Genomic DNA, 14,603 nt, shown 5'->3' with positions numbered 1-14,603 from the left:
GTGTTGGTGGTGAGAAGGAGGACTAGAAAGAGAAAAGCACAACTTGATGCGTGAAAAATAGAGCTTTTACCCACAAGACCAAGCTTTTCTGCGCACTCCTTCTAACTTCAATCCAATCCTGCCGCCTTATAGGTGTTGCATCAGTACCTGATATAGCTTCAGCATGCTGTCGATATCGGCCTTATGTACGATTTCGTCGGGTGTATGCACGTTGTCTTCCGGGGCACCCACAAAGCACCAGTCCCAGGGCTGCGCCCCATGCTGCAGTTCTTTGGCGTCGGAACCGCCACTGCCTTCTACTTCTAGTTGGTGCGGAATTCCTGACTCAGCAGCAATGCGTCGGATGCGTTCTACATAGGAGCGGCGCGGAATCAGCGAGTCGCGTAGCGAAATCACACAACCCTGCCCCGGATGCACACCTTCGGTTACCCAGGTGATATCACAGACCAGCGCTTGGCGCACTCCAAAGGTTTTGTAAATGTGCTTGGCTAGGTACTTAACCGAACCGCCACCGTGTTCTTCCCAGCAGCTGAATGCCACAATTCCATGCTCTAGGGTTTCGCACAGGCGTAGCGCAGTCCACACGCCCAAGCGGTTGTCCAGGTAACAGCTCTGGACGGTGTCCGCCGTTTCACGGAAGTCACATTTGAAGGTGAGTTCCGTGCCGCGCTCAATCTCCCGGTTGAACTCATAACCCAACGCTCCCGTTTGGGCATCTACAGTAAGGGTACACTCGATTGGGCCCTGCGCATCTTGCCCTACCAGGTGGTAGCCCGTTTCTACATCAGGCCCGCCGATTCGTACCAATTGGTGCCCGTACCGAACTGTAAACCCGATGGAATCAATATGCGCAAATACGGCTGTTCGGGGCTTCCCGAAGACTAGAATAATACAATCCTGGAATCTTTCTCCAGCCAGCACTTGTGGCTGAACTTGCCACTTGGGCGCTTGTTCTTTAATGTAACCCAGTAAAAATTTAGTTAGCGCGGCTTCGTTGCCGGAAGGGGCCGGTAGCCGGCACAGCGTATGCAAAAGCTCCATAGAAAGGCGTTTTCGTCTCAATTGTAACCCAAATAGCATATTTTAGCTGTTCCGTTTGGCTACGGAACGCTGGCTTGCTCCGTGCGCGCCGTTTCCTTCATTGCATTACATGACCGTTCATCTGCGTTTTGTCCTGTCGCTAGTCGCGCTGTTCGGCCTGTTTTTTCTGCGCCCGGCAGCGGTGTATGCGCAGCAGCCAGATACTGCTCAGAAGTCCTCCCCCATTCGCAACATTCAGCTGGAGAATGTGGACGTGGCCCCCGGAGCAGTTGACTACTCGGGCTGGCTGCTGCTGGACAAGGACATCCAGCTGGAGCTGGACGGGGCGGTGCGCAACCTCTACAACTTCAAGTACGACCGGGCCGAGAAGCAGTTCCGCTCCTTGCGCCGGCGCTACCCGCAGCACCCGATGCCGTACTTTCTGCTGGGGCTGAGCCAGTGGTGGAAGATCGTGCCGACGAACGTGCAGACCAAGCTCTACGACAAGCCCTTCTTCGCCTACATGGACACGGCCATCGCCAAGGGCGAGGCGCTCTACCGGCAGAACGCGCAGAACTACGAGGCCTGCTTTTTCCTGGCCGCCGCCTACGGCTTCGACGCGCGCCTGCACGCCGAGCGGGCCGACTGGCGCAAGGCCACCGTCTCGAGCAAGCGCGCCCTGGACTATTTGCAGCGCAGCCAGGAGGCCAACGGGCTGAGCCCGGAGTTCCTCTTCGGCCAGGCCCTGTTCAACTACTACCAGGTCTGGATTGCCGAGCACTACCCCTTGCTGCGCCCCGTCATGCTCTTCTTCCCCAAGGGCAACCGCCAGCTCGGCCTGCAGCAACTGCGCCACGTGGCCGACAACGGCTTCTACACCGGCACTGAGGCCAAGTTCTTCCTGATGCGCATCCTCAATAACGAGGAGAACAACCCAACCGGTGCCATGCCAGTGGCGCGCTACCTAGCTACCACCTACCCCGACAACGCCTACTTCCAGCGCTTCTACGCACTGCTCTGTTTTAATGAAGGTGAGTTTCGTGAGTGTGAGCGAATAAGCCGCGACATTCTCGACAAGATCAACCGCGGGTTCCCAGGTTACGAAGCCATCAGCGGCCGCTACGCCACCTACTTCCTCGGTTGGCTAGCCCAGAACAAGTATAAGGACATCACTAAAGCCCAAGACTTCTACCAGCGCTGCATCGTGTTTGCCGAAAGCACCGGCGAAACCAGTGGTGGGTTTTACCTCTACGCCAACCTCAATCTGGCTCGCATGGCTGACAAAGCCAAAAATATTCCGGCAGCCTTGCAGTACTATGATGTGGTACGCGACAAAGCCGACCGGAAAAGCGAGCAGTACCGCGAGGCGAAGGCATACATTAAGAAGAATAAGAAGGGTTAAGCCCCGGCTGGATACTATGGAGCTTAAGGACCTTTTTCTCACCCCTATCTACTTAGGTTTATTCTACGTCCTTGCTTTTGCGGCACGAGACCGATACACCAATGCTTATACCCGCAAATATTTCATCCCGGCGCTGTCTCTGAAATTTCTTGGTGCCATCAGCTTAGGGGTTATTTATCAGTTTTACTATAACGGCGGCGACACCTATAACTACTACATGCATGTCAAGCTGGTTTACCAAGCTTTTGGAGATTCTTTCGGCACGGGCATCAAAATGATGACCGCCAATGGAGCCAAACTTCCGGAGCTATCAAAGTATACCCGCTACATGTTTTGGTGGCAGCCTAACTCCACGGAATTCTTTATTGTCAGAATAGCAGCCGTTATTGCTCTCTTTTGCTTCAATACCTATACAGTCATCGCTCTTGCCTTTGCCTTCATAAGCTTCTGTGGCATGTGGGCTATGTATGTTACTTTCATAAAGATTTATCCTACAGCCTATAAGAATTTAGCTATTGCGGTCTTCTTTCTGCCCTCGGTGTTCTTCTGGGGCTCGGGCCTGATGAAAGACTCGCTTTGTATTGGCGCACTTGGCTGGACATTCTACGGATTTTACCACGTATTCATCCTTAAAAAGAACTTTCAGACAGCGGCTATTTTGGGGGGGTTGGGCATTTACATCCTGGTATCCGCCAAAATCTATATTCTTCTCTCTTTTATGCCGCCAGCCCTTTTCTGGGTATTCAACGAAAACAACAACCGGATCAAGTCGGCGTCGCTCCGCCTGCTCCTAAAGCCTTTCTTCATCATCTTAGGAGCTGGTGCCGCCTACTTCGGGGCTACCAATCTTACCGCTGGCGACGAAAGGTTTGACGTTGAGAAAATTGGGGAACGTAGTAAGATTACCAAAGAATACTTAAGCGAATATGTTACCAGCGGCTCAGCTTATGACATCGGAGAACTAGATGGCTCTCTTAATTCTATTGTCAAAGTGGCACCTCAGGCTGTGTTCATTTCGCTGTTTCGGCCCTTCTTGTTTGAGGCCCGCAACCCGGTAATGCTCCTATCGGCACTTGAAGCCTCAATGTTTCTTTACTTATTCGTTCGCCTGTTCTATAAAGCGGGCTTCATTAGGGGCTTACGCATAATCGCCACCGAGCCCATCCTGACTTTTTGCTTTATATTCTCCGTCATCATGGCTATCGGGGTGGGCACTACCAGCGGGAACTTCGGTACGTTGGTCCGGTACAAAATTCCCTTGATGCCTTTTTTCCTAGCAGCCTTATACATTATGCAGTTAAAGGCTCAAGCAATTACTCCTCGTAGAGGCGTAACGGGCCGACGTGCCGCAGCTATCTAACCCTATTTGGTACCGTTTCGGGCCTTGTTGCTCAGGTATTGGGTTAGTGTTGGGTGCGACCACAGCCGGGAAGTACCTTCTGGAGGCGCAATCAATTGCAGTTCTCCGCTTAGGGCATCTCGCACGGCTTGCTTAAGCAAAGGCAAACCAGCGGCTAACTGCAGCATTGGGTAAGTAACAAAGTTATCCTCGGCAGTAGGTTGAATAAGAGCTTGAGAGATAATGGCTCCAGTATCGATACCTGGATCGACTAAATGCACAGAAACGCCACAGTGCGCGACGTCATCGTTGGCTAATGCCCAATAGCCTCCGTGCACGCCCCTATACAGCGGCGTAATTCCTGCGTGAGTATTGATGAATTTGCATGGCACGCTCTGCAATACCTTCTTGGCAATAATGCGTGTGCCATTGACAACAATGACGTCGGGTTGCATTTTTTGTAATGCCTCAATGGTTTCAGCGGCATTCACCGAAGGCACGCGCAGCACCCGGTCTTCCGGAATCGGCTTCTCAATCAAGTTATTGCTTCGCCGGATAGCCGTTAGTCGGTTCTGTGAACTACTTTCAAGGGGCTTAGCGACGAGGAGTTTGAAGAGTATTTGCCCCATTACAGTGCTCCAACCCAGTTTCTCTGCACGGCGTTTGAGCAATTGCTTTTGACTGATTGGCTGCTCAATGATGATGCGGTGCACACCGAATTCCTGATCCAGTGCATGAAACAGGATATCGGTGGATGAACCGGGACCAGCCAGAATTACAATTTTGGGTTTGCTCATACGCTCTATACCGTAGCGGAAACTTGATGTAACAACCTAGTGGCTAAATCGCCCATGGAAAGACTTTCCATGCCGTACCGATGCTGCAAAGTGCGGTAATGGTCAGCTAAGCGCCGCAATACGGCCATATTTTCTACCAGATTAGCGCCGAAGTTGTGGGGGTGCCACCACAGGTGGTAGACTAACCCTTCGCGTGCCGCGTGCTCCATGGCAGCCATCATCCGCCGCATACGCAACCCTTCCAGAGGCTTGAGCCGCTGGGACCAGGGACGGAGAAAACGACTTGCGGGGATATTAAAGGGCGCCCCGGAGCGAGCAATATCCTCAAGCCGATGACAATGATGCCCCGAAAGGTTCAGGTATGCATCGAGCAGGCGGGCGCCGCGCTTGTAGAGGGCTTGTTCTTCCTCGTTGCGCTCCTTATATATCCACGACTGCTCATTACCGCGGTAGCTCGTAATGCCCAGTTCGCGACAAATGTCCAGATAAGCCGCATTGGACTGGTTGCGCGGAAACACCAGACTGCGCATTTCCAGGCCTTGCGCACGCGCTATGCGCACGGCCGCTTCCAGATCATGCCGGAAAGCCTCGGGGGTTTGCCCTCGCTCCAAGCAGTAGTAGTGGCAAAAAGTATGAGTCGCCATTTCCTGTCCTGGTACCTGCCGAATCTGGTCAATCAATGATTGCCCGAAGTAGTACGGGTCCTGAACTTCATCTGCCCCTACTTCGTGCATTGCATGGTAAGGCGAGAGTTTAGGATCAGCATATTCCGGGCGCACTGAGGGCAAATGAGCCAGCATATCGTCTTTCTTGCTGAAGAAAAGCAAGCCGACAGTGGCCCAGGTGACGCGCAACTGATACTCGCCAAACAGGGCCAGCATAGCGGGAATGGCTTGGCGCACTCCCAAAATGTTGGAACCGTACTGCGACAAGGTCTGCTGATCCCGCACTCCCCAATACAACTCAAAATCGAGCGAGATAATCAGCTTACCCGGCTCCGTAGGTTTATCAGCAGTCATTTGGGCGATTGATTAGCGAAACAGCGCGAGAAAGTTGGAAGTGTTAGAAAGTACAGAATAACGCTCCACAATAGTTTGCCGGGCAGCTTTGCCTAGCTGCGCGCGTAACGGTTCGTCCGTAAGCAGACGCTGTATAGCCTGATACCATTCCTCGTCGTTGGCGCATATGTACCCGTTGATGCCTTCCTGCACCACCTCCGTATTCATGCCCACCGGGGATACTAGCGCCGGCATACCCAGTGACATGTATTGCAACGCCTTGAAGGCACATTTTCCACGGGCCCATGGGTCATCTACGAGCGGCATCAGGCCAAAATGAAACGTGGCCAAGTCTGCAATTTCCGTCTCCTTTCGCCACGGGCGAAAAGTGAGTGACTTCAGTCCTTTGTATTCCGGCGGTTGATTGGAAATGACCCGAAATTCAAACCGGTGCCCTTCTTGCTCAAGCCGTTCCAGTACCGGCCACACCAAATCCAGGTGCCGCAATGTGGTGTGGGTACCAGTCCAGCCCACCACTACCGTTTCGTTAAGACCAGTCTGCTGCTCCCGCACTTGGTTGTGCAAATGCTCCGTGTCCAGGGTAGTGGGATTGATGACAGCCTGTGAATTGAATTGCGCGGCATAATCGCGCAGGTAAGCATTGCCACAGCTCACCCGATAAGCCCAGCTACAGATCTGTCCCACTTTCTGCTGCCACTTTAGCCGGCTGATGAACGTCTGCTCGCCGGCTGGGTCCTTCATCCAGATGGCATCGTCGAAATCGTAGATAACGCGCTTACGCAGCAACTTGGCAATAATCCACTCGAACACCGGTGGACCAATGGGAGCCGCTTCGCGGTGGATGAACACGAAGTCGTACTTGCCGACGGCAGTCAGCACCAGCAGGAGACGCCGTAGAAAGCCTGCTAAAATACCCAGAACCTTACGGCCCGTGTGGCCGGGCTTGTATAGAATAGCCCACGTAGCATCGTCGAGAAAGGGCACCAGTTGATACTGGTAGCCTTGCTCAGCAAGCCGGGACAGGTATTGCTCAAAGCGAAACCGCTGCGAGGGCGCCTTTCCAACTGGGTATGGAACAAGAAAAAGGATGCTCGGCATTGCGCGGTTAACGTCCTTTGTAGAAGTCCAGCACAGCCTCAGTTACACGCTGCTGGTCTTCGGGAGCGAGTTCGTAATACAGAGGCAGACGTACCAAGCAGTCTGTGTAATGATCAGCCCAAGCTAGTTCACGGCCGTCGTGCTTGTCTGCGTAAAACGGGCTCTTGTGCAGCGACAAGTAATGAAATACTGGGAGTATCTGCCGCTTCTTCAGGCTTTCAATCAGCGCTGTACGCTCATCCAGACTACGGCAAACCAAGTAGAACATATGCCCATTGTTAGTCGCATAGTCCGGAATCATGGGCAGCCCAATGCCTTGGTTGGCTAAGGGTGAAAAAGCGTCGTAGTAGCGCTGCCAGATATCCTTTCGGCGTTGCTGGATTTCACTCATGTGCTCCAGCTGAGCCCACAAAAAAGCGGCAATAATGTCCGAAGGAAGAAAGGAAGAGCCCACGTCTACCCAGCCGTACTTATCTACTTCGCCGCGGAAAAAAGATGATCGGTTGGTGCCCTTTTCACGAATTATCTCGGCCCGGCTGGCATATGCCAAATCGTTGATGGCCAGCAAGCCACCTTCACCGGCAATGATGTTCTTGGTTTCGTGGAAAGAGAATGCAGCCAGCGCACCAAAAGTACCCAGCGGCTGGCCCTTGTAGAAACTGTCGATAGCCTGGGCCGCGTCCTCCACAACGGCAAGGTTGTGTCGGTCGGCAATGGCCTGGATGGCATCCATGTCGCAGGCAATACCAGCGTAATGCACCGGCACGATGGCCTTGGTACGCGGAGTGATAAGCTCCTCTATCTTGCGCACGTCCAGATTGGGGTTTTCCGACGAGCTATCAGCAAACACAATTTTTGCGCCACGCAGCACAAAGGCGTTGGGCGTCGACACAAACGTGTAAGACGGCACGATTACTTCGTCGCCGGGCTGCAGGTTCAGCAGAATAGCCGCCATTTCCAGCGCATCGGTGCAGCTAGTAGCTAGCAGCACCTTACGGAAGCCTAATTGCTGCTCAAAAAAGGAATGACAACGCTTAGTGAATATTCCATCACCCGATATTTTGCCGGAACGAACAGCCTGCTCTATATAAACCGTCTCGTTTCCTGATAGATAGGGTTTATTAAATGGGATTTGTGGGTACATGTGACGGGGCAGGTTAAAGCCAAAAACGTGCAAAAATACGCAACGGGCGGCAACTCCTCCTTAAGCCATCCACAGGTGATAGATATACTCTACCTGCTCCTGATGAAACCCGCATCGTTCATAAAAGTGACAGGCCGGTTGATTTTCCAGCTGGGTAACAACCTGTAGTGCTGGGCACCCCCACTCCAACGCCTGCCGCTTAGCCGCGGCCACTAGCCGTTGCCCAATTCGTGCTCCACGTGCTGCTTCATCCACGGCCAGCAACCCAATATCGGCGCGGCCATGCTTGAGGCCAAGGGTCAGCACACCTAGTTCTTTATCAGCCGGACGGTACGCCAGCACAGTGCGAGCCAGTTCACGCTTCAAGGAATTCTCAATCCATTTGGTGTACAGTTCTTCATACACCTGCCGCTCAAAACGGGGGTCGCAACGAAACCGGGAGTACGTTCCGCTCTGCAAGGCCAGCGCCCGTAACTGCGGGTTCATCTGATGCACCTCCACGATATCGGGCTCTGCCACTGCGGCGACGGAGTTGGCTTCCAGTTGCTGCAGAAAGGTCACTTTCCGGTCTACCAGCACTGCCCCGTGGTGAGAAGCGGCCTGCTGACTAAGCACATCGGTCGGATCCGCCACTACATAGATCAGCTGGTACTGCGAATGGCGAGCTTGGGTAATTAAATCGGTCAACTGCTCTGCTGCGCCTTTGGTCACAGAAATGCGGCCCACCGAAAAGCCCAAAAACTCACTATCCCAGGCTAAAGGAACCAATTCAGTCGTCATGTGCTAGCGTCTAGCGTAAGATACCAGATAAACAGGAGGGCAAGCCTTGTGTGACACCATTACTCAAGGCCTGCGGGCTTAGTTGATTATTTCATCAACCAAGAATACGGGTCGGCTCTTGACCTGCTCGAAGGTTTTGCCAATGTATAACCCTACCATACCCAAAACCGACATCAGCAGCCCCGAAAGCAGCCAAATGGAAATGATGAGGCTGGTATAGCCTAGTACTACAATATTCCCCAGCAGGAACCGGACGCCCGTAACCAGGGCCATGACAAAAGCCATGGCTGACACCGACAGCCCCAGTTTCACAGCTAAGCGCAAAGGCTTATCGGAGTAGGACAGGATGATATCGATAGCCAGATGAATCAGGCGCCGAAAGTTATAAGAACTCTTGCCCTGCGGCCGCTCGGCATGCTCCACCGACACCGAAGCAATGTCAAACCCTACCCACCGAACCATAGTCGGAAAGTAGCGGATGCTATCCTTCATCGCCAACACCGCCTGCACCACTTTGCTGTGGTAAATGCCAAAGTTTGCAATGGCCGGATCCTGCTTAGTCTCCGTCAGGTAGGACAGTACCTGATAAAACGCCTTCGAAAAGAAACGCTTGAAGAGTGTATCCTGCCGCTCTACGCGGCGCGCAAACACGATGTCATAGCCTTCCTGGGCCTTTGCAAACAGCTTAGCAATTTCTTCGGGTTGATCCTGCAAGTCGCAGTCCATGACCACCACCCATTCGCCACGGCACTGAGCCAGACCGGCGGTAATAGCTTTATGCTGACCGAAGTTTCGGCTTAGCCGCACGCCCCGCACACGCTTATCCAGCTTGGTGTTGTGTAGAATCCGCTTCCAGGAATTATCGGGCCCCCGATCATCTACCAAGATGATTTCGAAGTTATCTGTCAGCTGCGACACACTTGCCACGATACGCCGCACCAGTTCATCTACCAAGGTCTCGGCCCCGTACACCGGACTGACAATTGAAAACAACGGACGTTCTGAACTCAAGAGTACAAAGGGACCAAAGGTGGAGAAAAAGTGCGCTAATCCAGCTCTTGCTGGCTTGCTTGCCGCTCACAAAGGTACGTCCCAAACGGTTGGCTTATCTGAAGTAGCCGGCCGCGGGCTGAATTCCCTCTTATCCGACGCCGGTCAGTAAAGCATCATAAGCCCCCACTACCCGCTCGGATGAGCGGTGCTTCAATGCTAACTGCTGAACAGTTTCTCGGTAGCGGGGTGCCTCCAGCACTTTTCCGATTTGCTCAATAGCCTCCCCCACACTTGCTGGCCGATCCAAGTTGAAGATGGCGCCTCCACCCTCCTGCTGAATGATGTCGCTGTCGTCACCTACGCCCTCGGTCAGCAATACAGGCAGGCCGCTTGCCCAATACTCACCTACCTTAATCGGTGAGCAAAACTTACGGCACTGGGCGGGCTTGATGGGCGCAAAAGCAAAATCAGCAGCCGATAAATAGCCAGGCACCTCGTGGTGCGCAGCTTTGATTACGAAAACCCTATCGGGGCCCAAGCCAACCGCTGCCAACCGCTGTTTGACTTCGTCAAGCGGATTGGGCGTCAGGACGATCAGTCGAAAATCAGCACCGAAGTGCGCTGCGGCAGCCTTAAACAAATCGTACGCTTCGGCATCATAGTAGATGTCACCAAACTTTCCGACATAGATGCCGACCACCGCGTCAGCAGCAAAGCCTACACGATGCCGCACCTGCTCCCTTAGCGCCGGATCAAACTTAAACGCACTGGTATTGACGGAGCAAGGTACCGTTACGATCTTCTCGGCAGCCACTCCTTCCCGAATCAATTGTTGCCGATAATTTTCAGCCACCGGCATCAAACCTAGGGCGAGCTGCTTCTGCTTGGTTTCCCAATACCGTTGAAACAGATAGCGCGGATCGTAGCTACGCCACACGCCCGATTCGAGCATGTAATCGGCGTGCGGTTCAAACGATTCGACCAGAAAAGGAGTGCGTGTTTTTTGCCATACCAAGTAGGCCAAGGCCCCGGCTGGTGCGCCTCTACTCACGATAGCATCAATGTGGTGCTCTTGCACCAAACTGGCTAACTCTTTCGGAAAGCGCAAGAAGTCATCTGTCTTGGTTACGAGCACATTGCGCCCTGGCCGAGAGCAAAGAGGCTTGAAAGTGACTTTCTGATTAGGGAAAGGCAGACTCAACACTGGAATGCTCAGTGCTGTGGCTCCACGTTCAATCGTCACCAGCAAGATGCTTTCCACATCGGGCCGCTCCTGCAACACCTTGAGGTGCGGCATGACTGTAGAAATAGTCAAAGGGTCTTCCAAGCCCCAATAGCTCAAAAATAAGATGCGCATGATGAGGGAAAACGTCAGGTCGTAAACAAGAGTGCCTGGCTTAAGCGCGCAGCTTTTTCAGGGCTCCAATAAAGCCAGGTCCAGCCAAGCAGCGCACGCCGAGTATGACTGCTTGAGAGGCCGATAAACCTGCCTTGGCCCGCCAGGCGAATGCTAAAGCTTGCGACCGGTGCCCATCTGCGTATGCGTGGATTGCGCATAGGTAGTACACTCGACCCAGCAAGCGTTGGCGCTGTTCCGCATTTAACGTGACGTGGCTTAGCATCCACTGTGCCGCCAACTCCAGCTTTTTGATCAAGCCTTGGTTGTCGGCCCGCATAGAACGGGCATCGTGGTCGTTCATGGTCAGCGTCACGGCATCGACCAGATGCACGACATCGTTTTGGGTGTTCTGCAGCATAAACATCCAATCCTCGACGGCAGCATATCGGCGGTCTTCCTCAAAACGGTGCAATTGCTTATTCTGCCGCCGCACGCAAATATTACAAGCCAGGGCATTGCCGCGGATAAAAAAATCCAAGCCGTAACGCCCGGCAGGCACAGCTACCAAGTCACTCGGATGGTACTGCTCATCCCGAAGGAAATCATATTTGGTAGCTATGAAATTGGGGCTACCTATTCTTTGAATTTCCGCGAAGAGGATGCTTAGATGATTTTCGTGAAACAGGTCATCCGAGTCAAGAAATAATACATACTCACCCGCCGCCCGGTCCAGACCATAGTTGCGTGCTGCGCCCCGCTCACCATTTTGTTTCCGGAAGTAGTGCACGTTTCCCGAAACGAATGGCTGAACTACCTGCGCCGTATTGTCTTTGCTCCCATCATCTACAATGATTACCTCAAACGACTTAAACGATTGAGCTAAAACCGAGCGGAGAGTATCAGCAATGAAGTCTGCCCGATTATAAGTGGGTATTATTATGCTGAAGAACGGAGAATTGGCTGAGAAAGTAGACTCTGACATGGCAGTAATCAAGCTACAAAGCTGGAAATAAAGATTCTATTCCGAAACGTAATACCTTCAACACAACCAGTGCACTAATGATAATAGCAGCAGTACGAAGTGCAATACCGAATACCGGCAGCTTCAAAAGATGCAGAATGTGCATATCTACGATAAACATGCAAAGCAGGCTTCCTAGTCCAAATAACATCAAGGCTAGGTTCACATCGTGCATATACACACCGATGGACAGCGCCAGAGCGCGTGTGGCCAGCAATGCAATATTTGTAATGAGGGTATACCGCTGCTTATTAACCACGGTATAAATAGCCATCGTGGAGCGAGAAGTAAGTTTGAAAATATAATAATACCCCAAATAGGCAGTAAACAAGCCTGCCATTTCCCATTTCGCGCCAAACACAAATTTAAATATCCAGTCGCCGTAAACAGTAATTACACCAAAAGGCAAAAGCCCCAGGTACAACATTTTATTAAATAGCTTAAGAGTAATTTCTCCTAAGTAACCAGGATTATTATGATAAGTCTCAGTAGCCTTTTGATAAAATACGGGTGCTACAGCAGCTCCGATTAGATTAATAGGCATTTCTAGGAGCGTAACCGAGAAAGAGTACAAACCTACCACCGTGGCGCCAAACTCACTGGTCAGAAAGAAAATGGGTAGCTGCGCTGAAAGAGCATCGATGTAGCTCCCCGGCAGCATGTACAAGGGAAACTCGCGGTATTCCACAGCAGCCTCCTTTATGCGCTGCCAAGAAAAGGTGCTGCGAACCTCACCCAACTCCTTGTGTGCCCCGCTTCTCAACAAACCAATAAACAGCGTCAGGCGGCTAAACAAGTCACCTAGAATGAGACCCGTAGGATGTCCCGCTGACCACAAACCATATCCCAACGTGAAGGCTCGGCCCGAAGCATTGGTGGCCACATCTACCACGGCTCTAGTTTTAAACGCCTTGGTACGGGTATACCACAAATTCATGATCATGCTGAGGTTGAATAACAACAGCAGCAACGGAATCAGGTACACCCAGTTGCCCAAGGACGGCACTTGCAACTTTACGAGCAATTCATCTCCGAACAGACCAAATACAATGGCCAGCAGGGCAAAAGAAACGAACGATAGAATAAGCGTCAGTTGAACAACGCTTAGCGCTTTCGCTTTTTCTTTAGGCAGTGGAATAGCACTTGCGTAGGAAAGTGTCGAAATCAGGCCCAGATTTCCTACGATATTATTGAATACCGCAAATTGCCCGTACGAAGCAGGTGGATAAATGCGGGACATAATAGGCGCCAACAACAAGCTCAAAACAGTTACTGCTGCAGAGCCTGAAAAGGAAATAGCGAAATTTTGTGCAAAAGAGCCTTTTTGCTTTAAGGCACTTGTTATTTCAAGAACCCCAGCTTTCAATCTTTTATACAAAACCCTTAGCGCAAGCGGTGAAATTAAAAACCCAGCAACCAGTGCATTGACGCACTAGCTTAGTTTTACAAACAGTATATGTCGATCAGTTTACTAATCCACCTCGCAGCCGAAGCTGCGGTATTGAGATTTAAATTTTTCAATCCATTTCAACCATTCTCCGTGGGAGCTACGGGAATCGTTGATCCGCTGCAGAAATTGTTCAATGTAGGACTCGTCAAAGTCTTTCGGAAAACCTTGCATTGCATCGAACTCCCCTTTGAGCCAAGCTTCATTTAGGTGATGATTGAATACGAATACATCAAGGTTGACCCCCTTGAACATATTGGTTGCCGATGTTTTGAAAGATGTACGCGTAAGCTCAACGTACGATTTGGCGTAGCGGCTATTGTGCTTAAAGTACCAATCTGCCGCCTTTTGCAGCTGCTTGACTTCATCTACGCGCAACTGGCTGTTGTTCCACAAATACAGCCAGTACTCTTTTGAAAAAAATGCAGAGGCGACTCCGTAGAGCGTATACACGGGTAGTTGCAACTTAAAATCAGACCGCACAAAGCGCAGCAGCTTAGTGGACTTTAGTAAAGTACGAACCCCGAACCTGTCTAGGACAATGAGTTGGCTCAGCAGAGGAATGGACGGTACAATCTCCTCCATTATCTGATTAACATCACGCTTCTGCCCGGTAATTACATTATTGTTGCCCAGCCAACTGAGCTTCACCATCACAATATTGCCCTGAAGCATTTCGTCTTCGAATTGCTTCAGCGGCAATTCCCCAGTTAGCCAGATATCATCTTCTATCAGTAAGAATACGGAGGAGCTTTTCCTCACCTCCTCTATCCAGAAGGCCGTAGGTATCGTACGTTGGTCGAAAGGCTTGCCTTCGTGCACATGAGCGTTGATGGCTGCTACTTTCGCATCATACAACGGCGAGGTAAGAATTACTACCTCAGGAAATAACCGCTTTATCTTTTCCAGATACACCGGCGGCGTGCCGTCATCCAGGATCTTAACTGTAAAGTCGCCCTGCGCATACTGGTATATGCTGCGGATACATCTTTCCAGGTAATACGGGCGGTTGAACGACTTAACGATAATATCCATTCGCGAAGAATTAACCGCTAGAGACAGCGGAAAGGCAGTCGGAGAAGCTGGAGTTGGTTGATCGAGGAATTGCCAGTACTACCAAGTGGCACCAAAAATTTTGGTGCATTGGTGGAGGCTAACGGCCAATGCCGCCATCCTCCACCAATGCACCAAATTATTAGAGGCT

At 51.7% G+C, this 14,603-nt stretch carries 13 protein-coding genes; 2 read left to right on the top strand and 11 right to left on the bottom strand.

Translation table 11 applies throughout. The annotated features are described in order from the left end of the window. Positions 1-126: 126 nt before the first annotated feature. On the bottom strand, positions 127-807 hold the full coding sequence (locus AC5FXY_RS19900; RefSeq protein ID WP_493558473.1) for a M20/M25/M40 family metallo-hydrolase: 681 nt from the start codon (positions 805-807) through the stop codon (positions 127-129). A 343-nt stretch (positions 808-1,150) separates the two neighbouring features. Here AC5FXY_RS19900 and AC5FXY_RS19895 point away from each other — a divergent pair, with 343 nt between their 5' ends. Together AC5FXY_RS19895 and AC5FXY_RS19890 are read left to right on the top strand one after the other, a co-directional pair. Beyond that, a complete protein-coding gene (locus AC5FXY_RS19895; protein ID WP_493558472.1) occupies positions 1,151-2,422 on the top strand; it encodes a tol-pal system protein YbgF in 1,272 nt (423 codons plus the stop codon). A 16-nt stretch (positions 2,423-2,438) separates the two neighbouring features. Then, positions 2,439-3,782 carry a hypothetical protein gene (locus AC5FXY_RS19890; protein WP_493558471.1) on the top strand — a complete coding sequence of 448 codons (1,344 nt, stop codon included), beginning with the start codon at positions 2,439-2,441 and terminating at the stop codon, positions 3,780-3,782. A gap of 2 nt (positions 3,783-3,784) precedes the next feature. Here the strand turns inward: AC5FXY_RS19890 and AC5FXY_RS19885 are convergent, their stop codons facing one another. The 10 genes from AC5FXY_RS19885 to AC5FXY_RS19840 all read right to left on the bottom strand — a co-directional run bounded on the left by AC5FXY_RS19885 (position 3,785) and on the right by AC5FXY_RS19840 (position 14,434). After that, positions 3,785-4,558: a formyl transferase gene (locus tag AC5FXY_RS19885; protein ID WP_493558470.1), complete on the bottom strand. Its 774-nt coding sequence runs from the start codon at positions 4,556-4,558 to the stop codon at positions 3,785-3,787. Between the two features lie 5 nt (positions 4,559-4,563). Next, on the bottom strand, positions 4,564-5,577 hold the full coding sequence (locus AC5FXY_RS19880) for a polysaccharide deacetylase family protein (RefSeq protein WP_493558469.1): 1,014 nt from the start codon (positions 5,575-5,577) through the stop codon (positions 4,564-4,566). Positions 5,578-5,589: 12 nt separating this feature from the next. After that, positions 5,590-6,675: a glycosyltransferase family 4 protein gene (locus AC5FXY_RS19875; protein ID WP_493558468.1), complete on the bottom strand. Its 1,086-nt coding sequence runs from the start codon at positions 6,673-6,675 to the stop codon at positions 5,590-5,592. A gap of 7 nt (positions 6,676-6,682) precedes the next feature. Next, positions 6,683-7,819, bottom strand: coding sequence for a dTDP-4-amino-4,6-dideoxygalactose transaminase (gene rffA / locus AC5FXY_RS19870; protein WP_493558467.1), 1,137 nt, complete (start codon positions 7,817-7,819; stop codon positions 6,683-6,685). A gap of 60 nt (positions 7,820-7,879) precedes the next feature. Further along, positions 7,880-8,599, bottom strand: coding sequence for a GNAT family N-acetyltransferase (locus tag AC5FXY_RS19865; protein WP_493558466.1), 720 nt, complete (start codon positions 8,597-8,599; stop codon positions 7,880-7,882). A 78-nt stretch (positions 8,600-8,677) separates the two neighbouring features. After that, the gene (locus AC5FXY_RS19860) at positions 8,678-9,610 is read right to left on the bottom strand and encodes a glycosyltransferase family 2 protein (RefSeq protein WP_493558465.1); all 933 of its coding nucleotides are present in this window, start codon (positions 9,608-9,610) and stop codon (positions 8,678-8,680) included. A 130-nt stretch (positions 9,611-9,740) separates the two neighbouring features. After that, positions 9,741-10,949 (bottom strand): glycosyltransferase, encoded by a 1,209-nt coding sequence (locus tag AC5FXY_RS19855; RefSeq protein WP_493558464.1) that lies wholly within the window; start codon positions 10,947-10,949, stop codon positions 9,741-9,743. Positions 10,950-10,989: 40 nt separating this feature from the next. Further along, positions 10,990-11,913 (bottom strand): glycosyltransferase family 2 protein, encoded by a 924-nt coding sequence (locus AC5FXY_RS19850; protein WP_493558463.1) that lies wholly within the window; start codon positions 11,911-11,913, stop codon positions 10,990-10,992. 13 nt (positions 11,914-11,926) lie between these two features. Then, positions 11,927-13,330 (bottom strand): lipopolysaccharide biosynthesis protein, encoded by a 1,404-nt coding sequence (locus tag AC5FXY_RS19845; RefSeq protein ID WP_493558462.1) that lies wholly within the window; start codon positions 13,328-13,330, stop codon positions 11,927-11,929. A gap of 93 nt (positions 13,331-13,423) precedes the next feature. Continuing rightward, a complete protein-coding gene (locus tag AC5FXY_RS19840) occupies positions 13,424-14,434 on the bottom strand; it encodes a hypothetical protein (RefSeq protein ID WP_493558461.1) in 1,011 nt (336 codons plus the stop codon). Between the last annotated feature and the right edge of the window lie 169 nt (positions 14,435-14,603).

This window comes from Hymenobacter sp. FMD4 (assembly GCF_058932745.1).
The sequence above is the reverse complement of the archived record's forward strand: the minus strand, read 5'-3'. Positions and strand labels throughout refer to the sequence as shown.